A 20,873-nucleotide genomic window follows, 5' to 3' on the forward strand; every position below is an offset into this window, starting at 1 on the left:
AAGACAGGGACGGTCCGGGGGGAGGCAGACTTAGCGGGCGGCGCCTTCGGTAAAGACGTCGAACTTGCCCTGGCGAGCGCCTTCGGTGAACACGTCGAACTGGCCTTGGCGGGCCCCTTCGCTGAACACGTCGAACTGGCCCTGGCGGGCGCCTTCGCTGAACACGTCGAACTGGCCCGCCTTGGCGCCGTCGGTGTACGGGTCGAACTTGCCGGCCTTGGCGAAGGCGGGCGCGGCGGTCAGGGTGGCCACGAGGGCGGTGGCGGCAGCGGTCAGGGCAAAGCGGGAGATCGTCATGATGTGTCCTTTCTTCTGGTTGGGAGGACGTCCGCGGCGGCTTGGTTTCGCTGCATTGCGGCATCCGATGACTGCATATTAGGCATTTCCCTTATATGAATAAACGTTACCGCAAACAATGATTAGTTCTATAAAGAACAACAAAAACCCCAAGCTGTGGAAAAATGGGGAAGAATAAAGGGAGACTGTGCAATGGATCGGCTGCAATCGATGCGCGTGTTCGCCAAGGTCGTCGAGCTGGGCAGCTTCGCCCGTGCGGCGCAGCAATTGGAAATGTCGAACGCGGTGGTGACCCGCTATGTCGCGGACCTGGAGAGCCATCTGGGTACGCGGCTGCTGAACCGGACCACCCGCAGCCTGTCGCTGACCGATGCGGGCGAAACCTATCTGCAGCGCTGCCAGCAGATCCTCGAGGACGTCGAGGAAGCCGAGTCGGTGGTGACGGCGCGCAGCCAGTCGCTGTCGGGCACGCTGCGGATCGTCACACCGGTGATGTTCGGGCTGCATCTGCTGCCCGACATGCTGGCGCGCTTCCAGCAGATGTATCCCGACGTGGTGTTCGATGTGCTGCTGTCGGACCGCAGCATCGATATCGTCGAGGAAGGCCGGGACGTCGGCATCGTGCTGTCCGACCTGGGGCTGGGCTCGCATCTGGTGGCGCGGCCCCTGTTGTCCGCCGAGATCATCCTGTGCGCGTCCCCCGGCTATCTGCGCGCCCACGCGCCGCTGCGCCATGCCCATGAGCTGACGCAGCACCGCTGCATCGCCATGCGGCTGACCAATGCCGAGCACGCCTGGACGCTGTCCGGTCCGGAAGGGGAGGTGACCGTACCGATCCGGCCCGGTCTGCTGTGCAGCAACGCCGAACTGGCACACCAGGCGGCGCTGGCCAATCTCGGCATCGCGATGCTGTCGTCATACCTGGCGCGGCCGAGTATCGAGGCCGGCCTGCTCGAGCACATCCTGCCGCAATACCAGCTGCCCCGCCGCGACATCAGCGTGGTCTATCCGAGCCGCAAGTTCCTGCCGACCAAGGCGCGGGCCTTCATCGACTTCCTGCTGGAAGAAGGGAAGAAGAAGAGCGCCGATGGCGCGGGTGGGGCGGCCGGGGCGGCCGGGGCCGCGAGCGCGGCTATGGCGGGCAAGTAGGCGGGCAACCCGGCGCGCGACCCGGCGCGGAAACCGGCAAGCTGCGCGCCGAAGAAGGGAGCAGAACCGAGGACGCCGTGTGCCGTCCCCGGCCGTTCGGTCGACCCTTAGCCGATCCTTTAGCCGATCGTTTGCTTATTCGCTCGCGCTGGCCGCCGTCTTGGTACGGGCCGTCTTCCTGGCCGGCGTCTTGCTGGCCGCCTTGGCCGCGACCTTGGTGGCGGTCTTTGCCGCCGCGGTCTTGCTCGCCGGCTCGGCGGCGCTTACGGCCGACTTGGCAGCCGACTTGGCAGCCGTCTTCGCGGGAGTCTTGGCGGCCGTCTTGCCAGCCGCCGTCTTGGCGCCAGGCTTCGGCTCGCGCACCTCGAACTCGAAGCCGATCTTGCCGTCCGGCTGCTTGACCAGATAGGCCTTGAAGTTGCGGCCGGTACGCGACGACTTGAAGCCGGTCAGCAGGTCGGTGCGGCCCTGGTCCAGCAGCTTGCCGATCTGCTCGCGCGAGATCTCCTGCTGCAGGATGATCTTGCCGGTGGTGAAGTCGCACGACTTGGGCGAGCCGACCGCGTTCTCGCAGACGTACTTCATGCCGTGCTCGAACACCGAGCCGCTGCACTTCGGGCAGGTGCCGACCGGCTCCTGACCGCTGAAGTCGACCGGCTCGCCGTCGTTCTCGTCCTCGTTCTGCCCGAAGTCGAACTCCATCTTGTAGTTGCCGTCGTCGTCGCGCGCCAGCTTCAGGATCGCGGCGAAGGGGCGGCCCATCTTGCTGCGGAAGCCCTGCAGCGGCCCGATCTCCTTGTCGCGCAGCAGCGTCTCGACCTCGTCGATCTCGAACTGACGGCCGCCCGGGATCTTGCTGATCGAGAAGTCGCACGCCGTGCAGGCAAAGCGGCGGTAGTTCTCCTTGACCTGGCCGCCGCATTGCGGACAGGGCGTCTGCAGCGTGGCGTAGTCGCCTGGAATGGTGTCGCTGTCGTATTCCTTGGCGCGCTTGACGATCTGCTGCGTCATCTGCGCGATCTCGCGCATGAATTCGTCGCGCTTGAGCCGGCCGCGCTCGATCTGCGCCAGCTTGTGTTCCCACTCGCCGGTCAGTTCGGCCTGCGTCAGTTCCTCGACGCCGAGGCCGCGCAGCAGCGTCATCAGCTGGAACGCCTTGGCGGTCGGGATCAGCTCGCGGCCTTCGCGCACCAGGTATTTCTCGGTCAGCAGGCCTTCGATGATGGCCGCGCGCGTCGCCGGCGTGCCCAGGCCCTTGCCGGCCATCGCCTCGCGCAGCGCGTCGTCGTCGACCAGCTTGCCGGCGCCTTCCATCGCCGACAGCAGCGTCGCTTCGTTGTAGCGCGCCGGCGGCTTGGTGGTCAGCCCGACCGGCTCGATCTTGTCGGTGCGAACCTTCTCGTCCTTGCCGACCTGCACCAGGTTGGCGTCGTCGCCCTGCGCCTCGCGGCCATAGACCACCAGCCAGCCGGGGTTGACCAGCACCTTGCCTTCGGTCTTGAAGTGGTGGCCGGCGACCTCGGTGATCCGCGTGGTGATCTGGTACTCGGCCGCCGGGAAGAACACCGACAGAAAACGCCGCACCACCAGGTCGTACAGCTTCTGCTCGGGCTCCGACAGGTTCTTCGGCGCCTGCAGCGTCGGGATGATGGCGAAGTGATCGCTGATCTTGCTGTTGTCGAAGATCCGCTTGTTCGGCTTGACCCAGCCGCTGTTCAGGATCTTCTTGGCATGCGTCAGGTAGTTCGGCGAACTGTCCGCCAGCATGTCCAGCGTTTCCTTGACCGTGCCCATATAGTCCTCGGGCAGCGCGCGGGAGTCGGTCCGGGGGTAGGTCAGCACCTTGTGCTTTTCATACAGCGCCTGGGCCAGCCCCAGCGTGTTCTTGGCCGAGAAGCCGAAGCGCGAGTTCGCCTCGCGCTGCAGGCTGGTCAGGTCGAACAGTGCCGGCGACAGCTGGGTCGACGGCTTGGATTCCTCGCTGACCGTGCCCGGCTTGTCGCGGCACGCCGCGACGATGCTCTTGGCCTCGGCCTCGCTCCACAGCCGCGACTCGCGCGCCTCGGGATCGAACTCGTTCTTCTTGAACTTCGGGTCGAACCAGCGGCCTTCGTACAGCCCGGCCGCGGCAATGAATTCGGCGCGCACTTCCCAGTAGTCGCGCGGCACGAAGTGTTTGATCTTCTCCTCGCGCTCGACCACGATCGACAGCGTCGGCGTCTGCACCCGGCCCACCGTGGTCAGGAAGAAACCGCCGCCCTTGCTGTTGAAGGCGGTCATCGCCCGGGTGCCGTTGATGCCGACCAGCCAGTCGGCCTCCGAGCGGCAGCGCGCGGCGTCAGCCAGCGGCAGCATCTCGGCGTCCTCGCGCAGGCTGGCGAAGCCGTCGCGGATCGCCTGCGGCGTCATCGACTGCAGCCACAGCCGCTGCACCGGCTGCTTGGCCTTGGCCTGCTGCACGATCAGGCGGAAGATCAGCTCGCCTTCGCGCCCCGCGTCACAGGCGTTGATCAGGCGGGTGACGTCCTTGCGCTTGATCAGCCGGTTCAGCACCTTCAGGCGCGACTCGGTCTTGGCAATGGGACGCAGGTCGAAATGCGGCGGGATCACCGGCAGGTTGGCGAAGCTCCACTTGCCGCGCTTGACCTCGTATTCGTCGGGCGCGGCGATTTCCACCAGATGGCCGACCGCCGACGAGAGCACATATTCGTCGCTCTCGTAATACTCGTCATGCTTGGTAAAGCCCCCGAGCGCACGGGCGATATCGGCCGCGACCGATGGCTTTTCCGCGATGATGAGAGCTTTGGACATGAGTGGGAATCCTTGCCGGCCGCCCCTTGGCGGACCGCGTTTGGCACAGCACTAATATGTAAACAGCACACTTGAGGCCCCCCGGGGGCCATGAGGCGCCAATAATAAGCGGGGTATTGACAACGGTGCAAGGCGAGTTCCATCGCCGCCTTCGCGCCTTATCGTTGGCCCGGACGCCGTCCGGAACCGGCCCCTGCGGGCTTCAAACGCCGCTTTCTTCCTGCTGTGACCGGCCGGATCCGTCAGGATTCAACCAGCCGAGCAGGTCCGGCGGCGGTTCTCCACCGGCCGGCATGGCCGCGCCGCGGCTCAGCAGACGCGCCAGCGTCTCGGCGTGGGGCAGCAATGTGCCATAGAAACGCGGCGCCCCCCCGGCGGCATCCTGCACCAGCACGGTCGGGAAGTTCTCGATATCGATGTCGCCCAGGGCGTCGGCATGCGTTTCGATATCGATCCAGACGAAGCAATCGTCCGGGTGACGCTCTGCCAGCTCGCGCCAGACCGCCAGATAGTCACGGCAGGTGCCGCACCACTCGGCGCACAGGCACGCCACCAGGCGACCGTCGGGGTGTGCCCGCAGCGCCGCCGCTATCGCGGCCGCATCGCGTTCGGGGAAGTAAACGGCCATCGGTCATCCAAACATGAGCCTTGCGTGCGCTCTACCAGGCCCGCAGTGGGCGCTTGATCCGGCACGAGGAACGGCGATTGTAACGACTATGGCCATCTGCCGTGCCGCGCACGCCCCGGCGCTAGGTCAGACGCCGGTACCGATTGCCCGGCATTCGCTCGACCGCCCCGGTCAGTTCCAGCTCCAGCAGCACGGCGGTGACGGCCTGCGGTGGCATCCCGGTACGGGCGCACAGCGTGTCGGGATCGACCGGATCGTACGCCAGCGCGGCGCCGATCGCATCGGCGCGGTGGGGCGTCGGCGCAGAACTCGGCGGTGGCGGCATGCCGGCGCGGTTCGACGCAGCGCTCGAACGCGGACTTGCACCCGGGCTTAAACCCAGTTCATCGAACACATCCTGCGGGCATTCCACCAGCTTCGCCCCTTGCTGGATCAGCCGGTGGCAGCCGGCCGCCAGCGGCGCGTGAATCGACCCGGGCACCGCGAACACCTCCCGGCCGAGTTCGGCCGCCAGCCGCGCAGTGATCAGCGAACCGGAACGCAACGCCGCCTCGACCACCAGCACGCCGCGCGCCAGCGCCGCGATCAGCCGGTTGCGCTGCGGAAAATGGAGGCTGCGCGCGGGCGTACCCAGCGGCAGTTCGCCGAGCACCAGCCCCTCGGCCGCAATCCGCTGGGCCAGCCTCCGATGACAGGCCGGATAACAGCGGTCCAGCCCGGTGCCGACCACGGCGATGGTGCCGCCCGGGCCGTTCAGCCCGCCGGCATGCGCGGCCGCGTCGATGCCCAGCGCGAGGCCGGACACCACGGTGATCCCCGCACCGGAGATGGCCGCGGCGAACCGCTCGGCATCGCGCTCCCCCTGCACGGTCGCGCTGCGCGCGCCGACCACGGCCAACGTCGGGCTGCGCAGGCGCTCCAGCCGACCGAGCGCGTACAGCAGCAGCGGCGGGTCGCTCAGGTCCAGCAGGGCACGCGGGTAGTCCGCGTCCGCCAGGGTCAGCAGGTGGTGGCCGGGTTCGCGCAGCCACTGCAGGGTACGGTCGATCTGCGTCGACAGGGTCGAATCCGGCCGAGCCCGGATCGCGCCGACCATGGCGGCAGGCACCCAGCGCGCCAGTTCGGCCGCCCCGGCCGCGAGCACCTGTTGCGGCAACCCGAACTTGTCCAGCAGCAGCCGCGCGGTGCGACGGCCGAGGCCCGGGACGGCATCGAGCCGCATCCACGCTGCGATCTCGTCGGGATCGATCGCAGCGAAGGAAGCCGCAGCGGCGGTGGCGGAGCAAGGTTCCGGCATAGGCGGATCAGTGTGCTGTCGATTCCACTTCGGCATGTCCGGCCGGCAACGGCACCAGCACGCTGCCCGGCACGACCTCGCGGACGGAAGACACTACGGTGACGACCGCAAGACCGCCCGGCACGGCGGGTCGCGACACGAGTTCGACCGTACCGACGTTCTGCGGCGGCGCGTCGGCCGGCAGCCGTGCCAGCCGGCCCCCGCCTCGCCGGTCCCCCGGGTCCGCGCCCGATGGTGGTGCGACCACGTGCCAGCGGCTCCCCACCGCGGCATCGGGCGGCATATCCAGCACATACGCAAGATCGCCGGCCGCGCCGAACTGTCGCCCCTCCTGCAGCGCCACGATGGCCGGCCCGGCGTCGCATCGCAGCGCCACGATCAGCGCCGCGATCGCCAGCACCCACCCGGCCGACAGCCGGGTCCACGGCCGCCGCAGCCGCCGCAGCGGCGCTATCAGAGGTTCTTTGGTAAGATCGCGCACTTTGTTGAGCCGGTTGGATGCCTTGGCCGGATTGACTGCAGATTTGCCCTGAAGACCTGAAGCGCGCAGCGACCGCCGGCGCGCCTTGATTTTTTCCATTCGCGCCCCGATTTTGCTGACATGGCCGCTGCCGCGACAATGCGACAACGGCCCAATCGAAAGCAGCGGCAAGCGGCAGCGCAACGGCGTCGCGCATCAGCACCATGGCCAAACTCGACATCCTCACCTACCCGGATCCCCGCCTGCACATCGTGGCCAAGCCCGTCGCGCAGGTGGACGACCGCATCCGCCAGCTGGTCAAGGACATGGCGGAAACCATGTACGAAGCCCCCGGCATCGGCCTGGCGGCGACGCAGGTCGACGTGCACGAGCAGGTCATCGTGATCGACATCTCGGAGACCCGCGACGAGCTGCGCGTCTTCATCAATCCGGAGATCGTCTGGGCCAGCGACAACCGCAAGGTCTGGGAAGAGGGCTGCCTGTCGGTGCCCGAGGTCTATGACCGGGTCGAGCGCCCCGACCGTGTCCGCGTGCGCGCACTGGACGAGAACGGCGAGACGTTCGAGCTCGAGGCCGACGATCTGCTGGCGGTCTGCATCCAGCACGAGATGGACCACCTGAAGGGCAAGGTCTTCGTCGAATACCTGTCGCCGCTGAAGCTGAACCGGATCAAGTCCAAGCTGCAGAAGCGCGCGCGTACGCGCATGTAACCGCGCGCGAACAGGCGTCGGGCCCGCCGCAGCGGGTTTGCTATGCTGATGCCGTCCTTGCAGTCTCCGCACCGGCCGCCTTCGCGGCCGGTGTTGCCTTTCAGAGTCCAATCGTCCAGCCGGAGCGCTCCATGACCAGCCCCGCCCCCCTGCGCGTCGCCTTTGCCGGCACGCCCGAATTCGCCCGTGTCGCGCTCGAGGCCATTGCCGCCGCCGGCTTTCCGGTGGTCGCGGTGCTGACGCAGCCGGACCGGCCGGCGGGACGCGGCATGCAGCTGCAGGCCAGTCCGGTCAAGCAGCATGCGCTGGCACAGGGGTTCGGTCCGATCCTGCAGCCCCGCTCGCTGCGCCGCCACGGCAAGTACCCCGAGGAAGCGGTGGCCGCGATCGACGCGCTCGCCGCGCAGGCGCCCGACGTGATGGTGGTCGCCGCCTACGGGCTGATCCTGCCGGCCGAGGTGCTGACGCTGCCGCGCCATGGCTGCCTGAACATCCATGCCTCGCTGTTGCCGCGCTGGCGCGGCGCGGCACCGATTCACCGGGCCATCGAGGCCGGCGACGCGCAGACCGGCATCACGTTGATGCAGATGGACGAGGGGCTCGATACCGGCGCGATGATCGCGCGCGAAGCGGTGCCGATCGGCGAGGACACCACGACCGGCACGCTGCACGACACGCTGGCGGCGCTCGGCGGCCGCATGATCGTGCAGGCGCTGCAGCGGCTGGCGGCGCAAGGCGCGCTGCCGGCCGAGCCGCAGCCGGAGCAGGGCATCACCTATGCCGAGAAGATCGGCAAGGACGAGGCCAGGCTCGATCTGCGCCGCCCTGCGGTGGCACTGGCCCGGCAGATCCGCGCCTTCAATCCCTTCCCGGGCGCGAGCGTGCAGATCGGCGACGTCCCGATCAAATGCTGGCAGGCCGAGCCGCTGGCTCGCGCGCCCGAGCATGACAACGCTGCGGCGGGTACGGTGCTGTCCGCCGACGCGCAGGGCGTCGTGATCGCCTGCGGCGAAGGCGCGCTGCGCATCACGGAACTGCAGAAGGCGGGCGGCAAGCGCCTGTCCGCGCAGGCCTTCCTGCAGGGCACGCCGCTGCCGGCCGGCACGCGCTGCGTGGTACCCGACGGCGCGGCATAATCTCGGCGACCCATTTCCGCGAGGACCGACCATCATGCTGGGCATCGTCGATCTGCCGTTGTTCATCGGCGCCGTGTTTCTGCTGAACGTGACGCCCGGCCCCGATACGGCCTATATCGTCGGCCGCAGCGTGGCGCAGGGCCGCGCCGCGGGCGTGATGTCGGCGCTGGGCGTCAGCGCCGGCTGCTGCGTACACGGTCTGGCCACCGCGTTCGGCCTGACCGCGGTGCTGGCCGCCTCGCCGATGGCCTTCACGGTGATCAAGTACGCGGGCGGCGCCTATCTGGCCTGGCTCGGCCTGCGGCTGCTGTTGTCGAGCTGGCGCACGCCGGCTTCCGGCGCCGAGGCGCCCGCTGGCGCGCCCGCCACCGACCGCCGCAGCCTGCGCGCGCTGTTCGTCCAGGGCTTCCTGACCAACGTGCTGAACCCGAAGGTGATCCTGTTCTTCGTGTCGTTCATCCCGCAGTTCGTCGATCCGCGCGCCGGGCAGCAGACGCTCGCCTTCCTCGCGCTGGGCGCGATCATGGCGGCGATGTCGACGGTGTGGACGGTGGCGGTCGCCTGGATGGCCGGCACGCTGACGCGCCGCGCCAGCGAAGCGCCGCGCCTGAAGTGCTGGCTCGACCGCGTGATCGGGATGGCCTTCATCGGCCTCGGGGCGCGTCTGGCGATGACGCAGCGCTAGCGCCGCGGCCGGCAAAAAGCCTTGCCGGCATTGAATTTAGCGGCCCGGCCCCTATCTAACCGTCACCGCACGATCGCGCGCGGGCGCACCGAATGCGGCTGCCACAAGCAGGCAGCCAGGGCGCCGCGGGCGCGCGACGGCGTTACCACGGAGACCACGGCAATGTTCAACTGGGTCAAGACCTTCATGCTGATGGCGGCCATCACGGCGCTGTTCATCGTCATCGGAGGCATGATCGGCGGCCGCAGCGGCATGATGTTCGCGCTGCTGATGGCGCTCGGCATGAATTTCTTCTCGTACTGGTTCTCGGACAAGATGGTCCTGCGCATGTACAACGCGCGGGAAGTCGATGCGGCCAGCGCCCCGCAGTTCTACAGCATGGTGCAGGAACTGGCGCAGCGCGCCGGCCTGCCGATGCCGCGCGTCTATCTGATCGACGAGGACGCGCCGAACGCCTTCGCCACCGGCCGCAATCCCGAGAACGCGGCGGTCGCGGCGACCACCGGCATCCTGCGCGTGCTGAGCAACCGCGAACTGCGCGGCGTGATGGCGCACGAGCTCGCGCACGTCAAGCATCGGGACATCCTGATCTCGACCATCGCGGCCACCATGGCCGGTGCGATCGCCGCGCTGGCGAACTTCGCGATGTTCTTCGGCGGACGCGGCGAGGACGGCCGCCCGGCCAACCCGATCGCCGGCATCGCGATGGCGATCCTGGCGCCGCTGGCCGCCTCGCTGATCCAGATGGCGATCTCGCGGGCGCGCGAGTTCGAGGCCGACCGCGGCGGTGCCGAAATCAGCGGCGATCCGCAGGCGCTGGCGATGGCGCTGGACAAGATCGACCGCTATGCGCGCGGCATTCCGTTCCAGGCCGCCGAGGAACATCCGGCCACCGCGCAGATGATGATCCTGAACCCGCTGTCGGGCGGCGGCATCGCCAATCTGTTCTCGACGCACCCGGCCACCGAGGAGCGTGTCGCGCGGCTGATGCAGATGGCGCAGACCGGCACGTATCCGGTCTGATCGATGGGCCGATTGGGGCCGCGCGCCGGCCCCATCGCGGCCGGTCGGCGCTGACAAGGTAAACTGCCCGCCTTGCTCCTTGCGAGCCGGCGGGCTTTTTGATGTCCGCGCGTGCTTCTGCGCGTATTTGCGCGTTCTATCTGTTCGTTTCCTCACGGTGTCCGATCCATGCGCTTGCCTCCCGATTCCCTTGCCTTTCAGATGCTCGCCGCCGCGGCCGCGGTGCGTGGCGTCAACGAGGGCAGCGCGCTGCCGCAGGCGATCGACGCCGCCTGCGCGCAGTACCGGCTCGAACGCAGCCGTGACGCCAGCGCGCGCGGCGCGCTGCAGGACCTGGCCTATCGCACGATGCGGCAGTTCGGCACGGTCCGTGCGCTGGTCACGCGCATGGTCTCGCGCCCGCCTGGCGCGCTGGTCGACTCGCTGCTCGCGGTCGCGCTGACGCTGCTGATCGAAGGGGAAGAGCAAGGGCAGGACGGCGGGCAGGGCGGCTATGCGGCCTTCACCGTGGTGGACCAGGCCGTCAACGCCGCCGCTTCCGATCCGAAATCCGCGCATGCGCGCGGCATGGTCAATGCGGTACTGCGGCGCTTCCTGCGCGAGCGCGAGGCGCTGCTGGCCGAAGTGCGCCGCGACGAGGAGGCGCGCTGGAATCTGCCGTCATGGTGGCTGCGCCTGCTGCGCGAGGCCTATCCCGACCGTTGGCAGACGCTGGCCGGCAGCGCGAACGAGCGCCCGCCGATGACGCTGCGGGTCAATATCGCGCGCGTGTCGCTCGACGACTATCTGGCCCGGCTCGCCGCCGCGGGCATCGCTGCCGAGCGCGTCGGCGCGCAGGCGGTGCGGCTGGCGCGCGCGCTGCCGGTCGCGCAAGTGCCCGGCTTCGACAGCGGCGACGTCTCGGTGCAGGATGCCGGCGCGCAGCTCGCCGCACCGCTGCTCGAGATCGCGGACGGCCAGCGCGTGCTCGATGCCTGCGCCGCGCCGGGCGGCAAGACCGGCCATCTGCTCGAACTGGCCGATGTGGAACTGACCGCGGTCGAGAGCGATGCCGTGCGCGCGCAGCGCATCGACGAAAACCTGGCGCGGCTGCACCAGCGCGCGCAGGTGGTGATCGGCGACGCCAGCCGGCCGCAGGCATGGTGGGACGGCAAGCCTTACGACCGCATCCTCGCCGACGTGCCATGCTCGGCCTCGGGCATCGTGCGCCGCCATCCCGATATCCGCTGGCTGCGCCGCGAAAGCGATCTGGGCAAGCTCGTCAACGAGCAGCGCCGCATCGTTTCGCAGCTGTGGCCGCTGCTGAAACCGGGCGGCATTCTGGTGTATGTGACTTGTTCTATTTTCCCAACGGAGGGCGAGGAGCAGGCGCGCTGGTTTGGTGACCAGCTACCAGATGCGATACGATTGCAGGCGCCCGGCCAGCTGCTGCCCGGCAGCATCCCAAATGGCGTGGCTGATGGCGGGACCGGCAGCCACGATGGCCTGCCGTCGGACCACGACGGTTTCTTCTACGCCCGCTTCCAGAAACGCCTCTGATCCGATGCTCGCACCGCTTCGCTTGTCCGTCCTCCGTGCCCATGACGACAAGGCGTGCGGATCCGCAGCAGACCGTGCCGATATTGGCCTGGCCCCGCTGCGCCGGCTGGCGTGGTGGCTGCTGATGGTGCTGGTCCTGTGCGCGAGCGGCTTGTCCCCGCGTGCCGGGCAGGCCCAGAACATCGACATACGCGAGGCACGCATCGAATATCAGGACGGCGGCTTCGAGCTGAACGCAGGCTTCGACTTCGAGTTGTCGCCGGCATTGGAGGACGCCTTGCACAAGGGCATCCCCTTGTATTTCGCGGTGGATTTCCAGCTGAGCCGCCCGCGCTGGTACTGGTTCGACGAAAAGCCGGTCAGCACCAGCCGCAGCGTCCGCCTGACCTTCCATCCGCTGACGCGGCAGTACCGGGTCTCGACCGGTGGACTGCAGCTGCCGTTCATGCGCCTGAAGGGCGCGCTCGATTTCATCAAGCAGGTGCGTGGCTGGCGCGTGTTCGAGCGCGGCGACGTCAGGCTCGGTGCGCCCTACCAGGCCGAGGTCCGCATGCGGCTGGACCTGTCGCAACTGCCCAAGCCGTTCCAGATCAACGCGGTCAATACGCGCGACTGGAATCTGTCGTCCGATTGGCGGCGCTTCGCGTATACGCCGGTGGCCGAGGCTCCGCCGGCACCGCCGCCCGCACCGCCGGCACCCGCTGCCCCTGCAGCTCCCGCTTCGCCGGCCGCGCCGGGGCCTGCACCGGCGAACGGACATGCCGCCTCGCCCGCGAACGCTTCGCCGGCGGCCGCCGCGCCCGCACCGGGACAGGCGTCTGGCCCGGCCTCGGTGCCGCCATCGCTGCCCGGTTCCGCCCCGGCCAGCGCACCGAACCCCGCCTCCACGCCGAATGCCCCGCCGGCCTCGGCCCCGGGCATCGGTAATGCCCGTCCGCCGTCGCCGGCGTTGGGGCGCACGGTCGCCGGCATGCTGGCGCCGATCTCGCTGTCGTCGCTGGTCGCCGTACCATGATCTCCCCGCTCTACAGCGTGCTCGACAGCCGGCTGCGCCGGGTACTGAGCCGCGTGGTCGCCGGCACCATCGTCTTTCTGGCGCTGGTGCTGGTGATGCTGTTGGCGGCCGCGTCGGCCAACACCGAATTCTTCGACCGCTACTTCACGCTGCTGTACAAGATCAACCTGGTGATCGGCGTGCTGATGGTGCTGATCATCGGCGCGCTGGCGGTGGCGCTGTGGGTCCGCTATCGCCGCGGCAAGTTCGGCACGCGGCTGATGACCAAGCTGGCGCTGTTCTTCGGCATCGTCGGCGTGCTGCCGGGCGTGCTGATCTATCTGGTGTCGCTGCAGTTCGTCTCGCGCAGCATCGAATCGTGGTTCGACGTGCGTGTCGAAACCGCGCTCGAGGCGGGCCTGAACCTGGGCCGCTCGACCATCGACAGCGCGCTGGCCGACCTGCAGGCCAAGGCGCGCCAGATGAGCGATCAGATCATCAGCGCGAGCGAGCCGACGAACTCGCTGCAGCTGAACCGGCTGCGCGAGCAATACGGCGTGCAGGAGGCGTCGATCTTCACCGGCGGCGGGCGCGTGATCGCCTCCGCGTCGAGCAACTACGCGATGCTGGTGCCGAGCCTGCCGTCCGGCGTATTGGTCGAGCAGGCACGGCTGGCCGGCGGCTACGCGGCGGTGGAGGGCGGCACCGACCCCGGCACCGACGGCGGCAGCGATGGCCATCCGCAGCCCGAGCGCGCCGACGCCAATCACCTGTACCGGCTGCGCGTGATCATTCCGCTAGGGCCCGCGGCACCGGCCGACGAATCCTCGCTGGGCGCGCCGCCGCGCCCGGCAGGCAAGGATCGCTGGGCGGGCTCGGGCCTGTCGCTGGAGCGGCGCGCCGAGGACTATCCCTCGTCGGGCTTCGGCCTGATCGGCGATACGGTGCGCGAGGAACGCTATCTGCAGATCGTGCATCCGGTACCGGCCGTGCTCGCGCGCAATGCCGACGAGGTCCAGCGCGCCTATCAGGACTATCAGGAAAAGGCGCTGGGCCGCACCGGTCTGCGCAAGATGTATATCGGCACGCTGACGCTGACGCTGTTCCTCGCGGTATTCATCGCCGTGATGCTCGCGCTGTTGCTCGGCGGGCAGCTGGCGCGGCCGCTGCTGATGCTGCTGCAGGGAACCAAGGAAGTGGCCGAAGGCGATCTGTCGCCCAAGCGCGAGCTCAAGAGCCGCGACGAGCTCGGCATGCTGACCCAGCAGTTCAACATGATGACGCGCCAGCTGGCAGAGGCGCGCCTGGCCGTGGAGCAGAATCGCGCCGCGCTCGAGCAATCGAAGGCCTTCCTCGAAAGCGTGCTGCAGAACCTGACCGCCGGCGTGCTGGTGATGGACCGGCGCTTCTCGCTGGTAACCGCCAATCCCGGCGCCGAACGCATCTTCGGGCAGCCGCTCGGGCCGACCATCGGCCATCCTGTCGAGGCCATCCCCGGCATGGCGGCATTCGGCGAAATCGTGCGGCAGGCCTTCTCGGAGCAGAGCACCAGCGAGGTGCTCGGCGGCGCCGCGCACTGGCAGAAGCAGATCGAACTGCCGCACGGCGACGAGGAACAGCCGCTGACGCTGCTGGTGCGCGGCGCGCGGCTGCCGGGCGGCGACCATATCAGCGATCATTCGGAACCCGGCTACGTGGTCGTGTTCGACGATATTTCCGATGTGATTTCGGCTCAACGGTCGGTCGCATGGGGCGAAGTGGCCCGGCGCCTCGCGCACGAAATCAAGAACCCGCTGACGCCGATCCAGCTGTCGGCCGAGCGGCTGCAGATGAAGCTCGCACCAAAGCTCGAAGGCACCGATGCCGACGTGCTAAAGCGCGGCGCCACCACGATCGTTAACCAGGTAGCCGCGATGAAGCGCATGGTCGACGATTTCCGCGATTACGCCCGCACGCCGCCGGCCATGCTGCAGACGCTGCAGCTCAATGCGCTGGTGGCCGAGGTGCTGCATCTGTACGGTATCGACGATCCCGGCCTGCACGAGCATCCCGTAATTCACCCGTCGCTGGCCGACGATCTGCCCGATATCAAGGGCGACCCGACCCAGCTTCGGCAGGTGATACACAATCTGCTGCAGAATGCGCAGGATGCGGTCGCGGAGAACCTGGCGGCGGGCCGTCCGGCGCCTTGTATCGCTCTGCACACCGAGACTGTAGAATACAAAGATGCCTCCGGCGAAAGCCGTCAGGCTGTCAAGCTGACCATCGCTGACAATGGTCCGGGGTTCGCCCCGCGCATCCTCAGCCGCGCGTTCGAGCCATACGTGACGACCAAGGCCAAGGGGACGGGTCTGGGTCTTGCGATGGTGAAGAAGATCATTGACGAACATGGGGCGCGCATCGAACTGCGCAACCGCATGGAAGGCGCCGAGGTCGCCGGCGCACAGATATCGATCCTGTTCGCCAAGCTGGCATAGTGATGCATGATGATGCGGTCCGACCCGGAACGCCGCGGAGGGGTTAAGAGGAAAGTATGGCAACCATCCTCGTAGTCGACGACGAAATGGGTATCCGTGAACTGCTCTCGGAAATCCTCAGCGACGAAGGCCATGTAGTCGAAGTAGCCGAAAACGCGCAACAAGCCCGTGAATACCGTGCCGGCAATACGCCCGACCTGGTGCTGCTCGATATCTGGATGCCGGACACCGACGGTGTGACGCTGCTCAAGGAATGGTCCTCGCAGGGCCAGCTGACGATGCCCGTGATCATGATGTCCGGGCACGCGACCATCGATACCGCGGTGGAAGCGACCAAGATCGGCGCGCTCAATTTCCTGGAAAAACCGATCGCGCTGCAGAAGCTGCTGTCGGCCGTGGAGCAGGGCCTGGCACGCGGCCAGGAGCGTCCGCGCGCGGCCGCCGCGCCTGCGGCACCGGCAGCCGAGCCCGCCGCCCGCGCTGCCGAGACCGCGCCCGCCGAAGCCGCGGCCAACGGCACGCCGCAGCGCGTGCCCGAAGCCGAAATGCAGTTCTCCTTCGACATGCCGCTGCGCGAGGCGCGCGACATGTTCGAGCGCGCCTACTTCGAATACCACCTGCTGCGCGAGCACGGCAGCATGACGCGCGTGGCAGAAAAGACGGGCCTGGAGCGTACCCATCTGTATCGCAAGCTCAAGCAGCTCGGCGTCGAGCTGAGCCGCAACAAGCCCGAGCCTGCCGAGCAGTAAGGACGACGATTCCGAGCGGCAGGGGGTTGACCAGTCCCATGCCCGCTGTTATAGTTTCGCTTCTTTGGCCCGGTAGCTCAGTCGGTAGAGCAGAGGATTGAAAATCCTTGTGTCGGCGGTTCGATTCCGTCCCAGGCCACCAGGTTGAAAGGAAAAACGGACGCTTCGGCGTCCGTTTTTCTTTGGTGCGTCTGGTACCGTCGACACCATGCCGTGTGGCTGCGGCGATGCAACGCCACGCCCGCTGACCGCCTCGCGATCCCCGCGATACCTCCACGCCATTGTCGTCCCGCTCCTCGCCATGCAACAACGTGCATCGCGAGGACCTCGCCGCTGGCAAAGCTTACAAGCATTGGTACGTCTTACGCTGCCGGCGGGATTTTCCGCCTCGGCGCCGGCAGACCACTACCCCTCGCAGCCCCGGCGGCCATCGATTGGAACGCCGATTGCATATTGACGACCGACTCCCGATGACGGGAGTTCATGTCAGCGCTACGGGGACTTAGCGCATCGCTGGAGGAAAACAACATGAGAAAGACGGCTTCTATCGCAACCCTGGCCTTCGCCGTTGCCCTGGGACTAGCCGGATGTACCGCCGCGGGCAGCGGCACCGGGGCCGGGTCCGGTTCGGTCTCGGGATCGGGCGCCGTGACGCCGACCGACTCGTCGCGGACCGGCACGGGCACGGCCACCGGCACGAGCGGCAGCGCGACCGGCAGCTCGAGCGGATCCGCTACGGGCACGAGCGGCACGCGTTAAGCGCCGCTACCACCTGCGACTGCATGTCGCCTGACGCGGGCCCATCGGCGATGTCGATGCGGCCCGCTTGGCTTTTGAGCAGCACTGCGTCCGAGTCCCTCCCAAGGAGCGTTGCCATGCCGACCGCCGCCGCCATCTCCGCCGAACCCGTCCATCCCCGCGCCTTCGAATGGGCCGGCTACACGCTCGGCTTCGCGATGAGCGGCTTCTTCGACGGCATCCTGCTGCATCAGATCCTGCAGTGGCACCATCTGCTGTCCGGCATCGAACGCGGCGCGCTAGGCGACCTGCGCGTGCAGGTGATGGTCGATGGCGTGTTCCACGCGCTGATGTACGTGATCGCGGCAATCGGGCTATGGCTGCTGTATCGAAGCCGCGATGCATTCTCGATCCCGCATGCGCCCCGCCGGCTGCTGGCCAACTTCTGGATCGGCTTCGGCGTCTGGCACGTGGTCGACGCCGTGCTGTCGCACTGGATCACCGGCATCCATCGCATCCGCATGGACTCGCCCAATCCCTTGCTGTGGGATCTGCTGTGGCTGTTCCTGTTCGGCATCATTCCGCTGCTCGTCGGCATCCGCATGCGAAAGTCGCTCACGGGAGTCGGGCCGAACTCGAACGCAGGCCCACGCGGCCCCGGTATCGCGGCCAGCTGGCTCGCAGCCATGCTGGTCGGCGGCTCGCTGCTCGGTGCCGCGCTGAACCTGTTTCCGGTCCGCGCGGCACCTGTCGACACCACCACCGTCGTGATGCGCCCCGGCGTCGCGCCTTCGCATCTGTTCACCGCGCTCGAAGGCACCGACGCCCGCATCGTCTGGACCGACCAGCGCGGCGGCGTCTGGGTGCTCAGCGGCGCCGAGACGGTGGACCGCCTGCGCTTGTACCGGCATGGCGCGATGTACGTCAGCGGGACGGTCGCGCCGGCAGGGTGTTCGGCCTGGGTCCGTTAGCGCCATCGACCTCCGGTTCCAGCCGGAAGCCTGATGACGGTCCGTAAACCTATAGTCGCTTAAAACTTATAATTGACTTATAATGCAGGATACCAAGAATCGCGTGAATGAACGCGATCAACTGGACCTGCAAGGCGGCCAAACAGCTCCGCAAGATGGACAAGCCCCAGCAACGGGCCATTGTGGACGCGGTCGGCGAACTGCACGCGATGCCCCAATGCCAGAACGTCAAAGCACTGAACAATCATACGTACGGCTACAGACTGCGCGTGGGCAACTATCGCGTGCTATTCGATTGGGATGGTCGTATCAGGATCGTCGAGATTCAAGAAGTGAGGAAGCGCGATGAACGCACCTACTAGCATCCAGGTCCTGCTCAATCCCGATGGCAAGCCCGCGTTTGTCGTCATCCCCTATCAGGACTACATCGCCCGCCATGCCGAAGAGCGGGGTCTGATTCCGCATGCCGTCGTTCATCGCACCGTCGAGGGTGCGACACCTGTGCGAGCCTGGCGCGAACATCTTGGGCTGACCCAGGCTGAAGTCGCGGGCCGCCTCGGCATCTCTCAGTCGGCCTACGCACAGCAGGAGCGCAGCGAGGGTCTGCGCAAATCCACGCGTGCAAAGATCGCCGCGGCGCTTGGCATTCAGGCGCAGCAGCTGGACTTCTGAGCCTTCACCGACGCGACTTTCCGCACGCCGCCCGCTCGGGCCCGTGCGGATTTCCATCCATGTCTGCCTTCATGCAGACATTGCCTCCGCGCAAAAACGCTTCTGTTTCAGAGGCTTAGTCTCCACCGCCCAACCCGGCCCGCAATGGCATGCCCATTGCAACGCAGGCGCCTCGCAAGCTGCCGCGACAGACGGCAGACGCGCTGACCGCTCCGCTGCGGAGCGTGGATAAGGCAATGCCGGCGACGCCGGCCAAACAGGAGACAACGATGCGGCAAACAGCAGCACGGTGGAAGCGGCCGTCCTTGGGGACTGGCGCAATGGTGGCGGCATTGCTGGTCGCCGGATGCGGCGGCGGTGACGATGGCGGCGGCAATCTGCAGCCGCAGAGCGCCGAGAACGCGCCCGGCCTGGGCCTCGGACACAGGGCGACGGTCGAGGCGACCGTGCTGTCTTCCGCGCCCGAGCACGTGACCGGCGGCGATGCGCTGATCCGCCTCGCCGCCAGCGAGCGCGCGCCCGGCAAGAAGTTCAAGGTCAGCGTCAACGGCGTCGATGTCAGCGGTGCCTTCACGCCGACCGGCGATGGCGAGGCACTCGGCATCGTCAGCGGACTGAAGCTCGGCGAGAACACCCTGGAGGTCAAGCACGGCCCCGCGCGCACCACGCTGACGCTGACCAACTATCCAATCACCGGCCCCGTCTTCTCCGGCCCGCACGAAAAGCCCTACATCTGCGCGACGCAGAACTTCACGCTGCCGGACGGCAGCAAGCTCGGCGCGCCGCTCGACGAACACTGCTCGGTCGAACGCCGCGTGCACTACGTCTATCGCTCCACCGCCAACAGCTTCAAGCCGCTGCCGACGCCGGTCACCGCGTATCCGGCGGATCTGGCCAGCACCACCAATAACGCGGGCGCGACCGTGCCGTACATCGTCCGCGTCGAGACCGGCACCATCAATCGCGCGATCTACCAGACCGCGATCCTGCACGATCCGACGAAGGACGCCGAGCCGACGCCGCTGGCGCCGCCCTCGGGCTGGAACCGCAAGGTCATCTATCCGCTGGGCGGCGGCTGCCAGGGCGGCTGGTACATGCAGGGCACGCCGGTGGCCGTGCTGAACCACAACCATCTGCGCAAGGGCTATGCGGTGGTCAGCGCCTCGCTCAATACCTTCGGCAACAACTGCAACGACCTGTTGTCGTCCGAGACCATCGCGATGGTCAAGGAACGGCTGATCGAAAACTACGGCGTGCCGTTCTTCACGATCGGCACCGGCGGCTCGGGCGGGGCCTATCAGAGCCATCAGACCGGCGACAACTATCCAGGCCTGTTCGACGGCATCATCGTGACCTCGGTGTTCCCGGACGTGACCTCGTCGACGATCTTCAAGCTGCACGACTCGCGCCTGCTGCATCTGTACTTCACGCAGGACGCGCCGGGCCAATACAGCGATGCGCAGCGCTCGGCGATCTCGGGCTATCTGAAGCCGGGCAATATCGCGGCGATGAGCAGCAGCGCGGGCCGTCTCGATCCGGTGGTGTCGTTCCCCGCGGGCTTCCCGGCCGACCAGAAATACCATCCGGTCAACAACCCGACCGGCGTGCGGGCCACGGTCTACGACCACACGGTCAACGTCTACGGCAAGGATGCGCGCGGCTTCGCCAAGCGGCCGATCGACAATGTCGGCGTGCAGTACGGCCTGAAGGCGCTGAACGACGGCATGATCACGGCCGATCAGTTCATCGACCTGAACGAGAAGATCGGCGGTGTCGACGTGGACTTCAAGAAGATCGCGCAGCGCACCGTCGGCGATCTCGACGCGATCGCACGCGCCTACCAGTCGGGCCGCATCACCTCGACCGGCGGCGGCCTGGCGACCACGCCAATCATCGATCAGCGCGACTACTTCGACGACCGCGTCAACGGCGACATCCACAACAAGATCCACAGCTACTCGGTGCGCGCGCGGCTGATCGCGGCCAACGGGCATGCGGACAACCAGGTCATCGTCGGACCGGGTACCATCCGCGACGACAACTTCGACCAGATGGACCGCTGGCTGACCGCGATGCTGCGCGACACCGGGCCAGGCAGCAAGGCCGAGAAGGTGGTGCGCAACAAGCCGGCGGATCTGGTCGATGCGTGCTGGGACGCGGGCGGCAACAAGATCGTCGAGCCGCAGACCGCGCACGGCCCGGGCCAGTGCAATACCTTGTACCCGGCCGGCACCACGCCGCGCATGGTCGCCGGCGGTCCGCTGGCCGACGACATCGTCAAGTGCCAGCTCAAGCCGATCGATCCGGCGGACTACAAGGTGATGATGACCCCGACGCAACTGGCGCGGCTGCAGTCGATCTTCCCGACGGGCGTGTGCGACTGGTCGCGGCCGGGCGTCGAGCAGCAGCCGTTGAAGGGCACGTGGCTGTCGTTCGGTCCGTCGCCGGTCAATCTGCTGTTCGATGTGACGCAGCCTTGATCGGCCTTGCGCTGACGGAGCGGCCCTGACCGGGCT

Annotated in this window: 17 protein-coding genes, 1 tRNA gene and 1 pseudogene; 14 read left to right on the plus strand and 5 right to left on the minus strand. The window is 67.5% G+C overall.

Going from position 1 to position 20,873, the window contains the following annotated elements:
* Positions 1–30: 30 nt before the first annotated feature.
* On the minus strand, positions 31–297 hold the full coding sequence (locus J5T34_RS15145; protein ID WP_208580441.1) for a hypothetical protein: 267 nt from the start codon (positions 295–297) through the stop codon (positions 31–33).
* Positions 298–489: 192 nt separating this feature from the next.
* On the opposite strand from J5T34_RS15145, the gene J5T34_RS15150 reads away from it, so the two are divergent.
* Positions 490–1,446, plus strand: coding sequence for a LysR family transcriptional regulator (locus tag J5T34_RS15150; protein ID WP_208580442.1), 957 nt, complete (start codon positions 490–492; stop codon positions 1,444–1,446).
* 135 nt (positions 1,447–1,581) lie between these two features.
* Here the strand turns inward: J5T34_RS15150 and J5T34_RS15155 are convergent, their stop codons facing one another.
* The 4 genes from J5T34_RS15155 to J5T34_RS15170 all read right to left on the minus strand — a co-directional run bounded on the left by J5T34_RS15155 (position 1,582) and on the right by J5T34_RS15170 (position 6,834).
* Positions 1,582–4,257: a DNA topoisomerase III gene (locus J5T34_RS15155; protein WP_208580443.1), complete on the minus strand. Its 2,676-nt coding sequence runs from the start codon at positions 4,255–4,257 to the stop codon at positions 1,582–1,584.
* Positions 4,258–4,459: 202 nt separating this feature from the next.
* Entirely contained in the window at positions 4,460–4,885 is a 426-nt protein-coding gene (locus tag J5T34_RS15160; protein WP_208580444.1) for a thioredoxin family protein, read from the minus strand.
* 121 nt (positions 4,886–5,006) lie between these two features.
* Positions 5,007–6,182, minus strand: coding sequence for a DNA-processing protein DprA (gene dprA / locus J5T34_RS15165; protein ID WP_208580445.1), 1,176 nt, complete (start codon positions 6,180–6,182; stop codon positions 5,007–5,009).
* A 7-nt stretch (positions 6,183–6,189) separates the two neighbouring features.
* Positions 6,190–6,834, minus strand: coding sequence for a hypothetical protein (locus J5T34_RS15170; protein ID WP_208580446.1), 645 nt, complete (start codon positions 6,832–6,834; stop codon positions 6,190–6,192).
* Positions 6,835–6,866: 32 nt separating this feature from the next.
* On the opposite strand from J5T34_RS15170, the gene def reads away from it, so the two are divergent.
* From def to J5T34_RS15235, 13 genes and pseudogenes are all read left to right on the plus strand, one after another.
* Complete coding sequence (gene def / locus J5T34_RS15175) at positions 6,867–7,373, plus strand: peptide deformylase (RefSeq protein WP_149317433.1); 507 nt, start codon at positions 6,867–6,869, stop codon at positions 7,371–7,373.
* A 131-nt stretch (positions 7,374–7,504) separates the two neighbouring features.
* Complete coding sequence (gene fmt / locus J5T34_RS15180) at positions 7,505–8,509, plus strand: methionyl-tRNA formyltransferase (protein ID WP_208580447.1); 1,005 nt, start codon at positions 7,505–7,507, stop codon at positions 8,507–8,509.
* A 34-nt stretch (positions 8,510–8,543) separates the two neighbouring features.
* The gene (locus J5T34_RS15185; protein WP_208580448.1) at positions 8,544–9,194 is read left to right on the plus strand and encodes a LysE family translocator; all 651 of its coding nucleotides are present in this window, start codon (positions 8,544–8,546) and stop codon (positions 9,192–9,194) included.
* 162 nt (positions 9,195–9,356) lie between these two features.
* Positions 9,357–10,217, plus strand: a complete 861-nt coding sequence (gene htpX, locus J5T34_RS15190) for a zinc metalloprotease HtpX (RefSeq protein ID WP_208580449.1) — start codon at positions 9,357–9,359, stop codon at positions 10,215–10,217.
* Between the two features lie 168 nt (positions 10,218–10,385).
* The gene (gene rsmB, locus J5T34_RS15195; RefSeq protein WP_208580450.1) at positions 10,386–11,756 is read left to right on the plus strand and encodes a 16S rRNA (cytosine(967)-C(5))-methyltransferase RsmB; all 1,371 of its coding nucleotides are present in this window, start codon (positions 10,386–10,388) and stop codon (positions 11,754–11,756) included.
* Between the two features lie 4 nt (positions 11,757–11,760).
* A pseudogene (locus J5T34_RS15200) lies at positions 11,761–12,588 on the plus strand (DUF4390 domain-containing protein); the annotation flags it as partial.
* 179 nt (positions 12,589–12,767) lie between these two features.
* A complete protein-coding gene (locus tag J5T34_RS15205) occupies positions 12,768–15,227 on the plus strand; it encodes a sensor histidine kinase (protein WP_208580452.1) in 2,460 nt (819 codons plus the stop codon).
* A gap of 56 nt (positions 15,228–15,283) precedes the next feature.
* A complete protein-coding gene (locus J5T34_RS15210; protein WP_174106034.1) occupies positions 15,284–15,976 on the plus strand; it encodes a response regulator in 693 nt (230 codons plus the stop codon).
* Between the two features lie 66 nt (positions 15,977–16,042).
* Positions 16,043–16,118 (plus strand) — tRNA-Phe (locus tag J5T34_RS15215).
* Positions 16,119–16,851: 733 nt separating this feature from the next.
* Positions 16,852–17,685, plus strand: a complete 834-nt coding sequence (locus tag J5T34_RS15220) for a DUF2243 domain-containing protein (protein WP_208580453.1) — start codon at positions 16,852–16,854, stop codon at positions 17,683–17,685.
* Between the two features lie 107 nt (positions 17,686–17,792).
* Positions 17,793–18,047, plus strand: coding sequence for a type II toxin-antitoxin system RelE family toxin (locus J5T34_RS15225; RefSeq protein WP_208580454.1), 255 nt, complete (start codon positions 17,793–17,795; stop codon positions 18,045–18,047).
* On the plus strand, positions 18,031–18,357 hold the full coding sequence (locus J5T34_RS15230; protein ID WP_208580455.1) for a helix-turn-helix domain-containing protein: 327 nt from the start codon (positions 18,031–18,033) through the stop codon (positions 18,355–18,357). Before J5T34_RS15225 ends, J5T34_RS15230 begins: the two co-directional genes overlap by 17 nt.
* 269 nt (positions 18,358–18,626) lie before the next feature.
* A complete protein-coding gene (locus J5T34_RS15235) occupies positions 18,627–20,837 on the plus strand; it encodes a DUF6351 family protein (RefSeq protein WP_244258936.1) in 2,211 nt (736 codons plus the stop codon).
* The last annotated feature ends 36 nt before the right edge of the window (positions 20,838–20,873 follow it).

It is taken from the genome of Cupriavidus gilardii, assembly GCF_017598945.1.
Classification (GTDB): domain Bacteria; phylum Pseudomonadota; class Gammaproteobacteria; order Burkholderiales; family Burkholderiaceae; genus Cupriavidus; species Cupriavidus gilardii_E.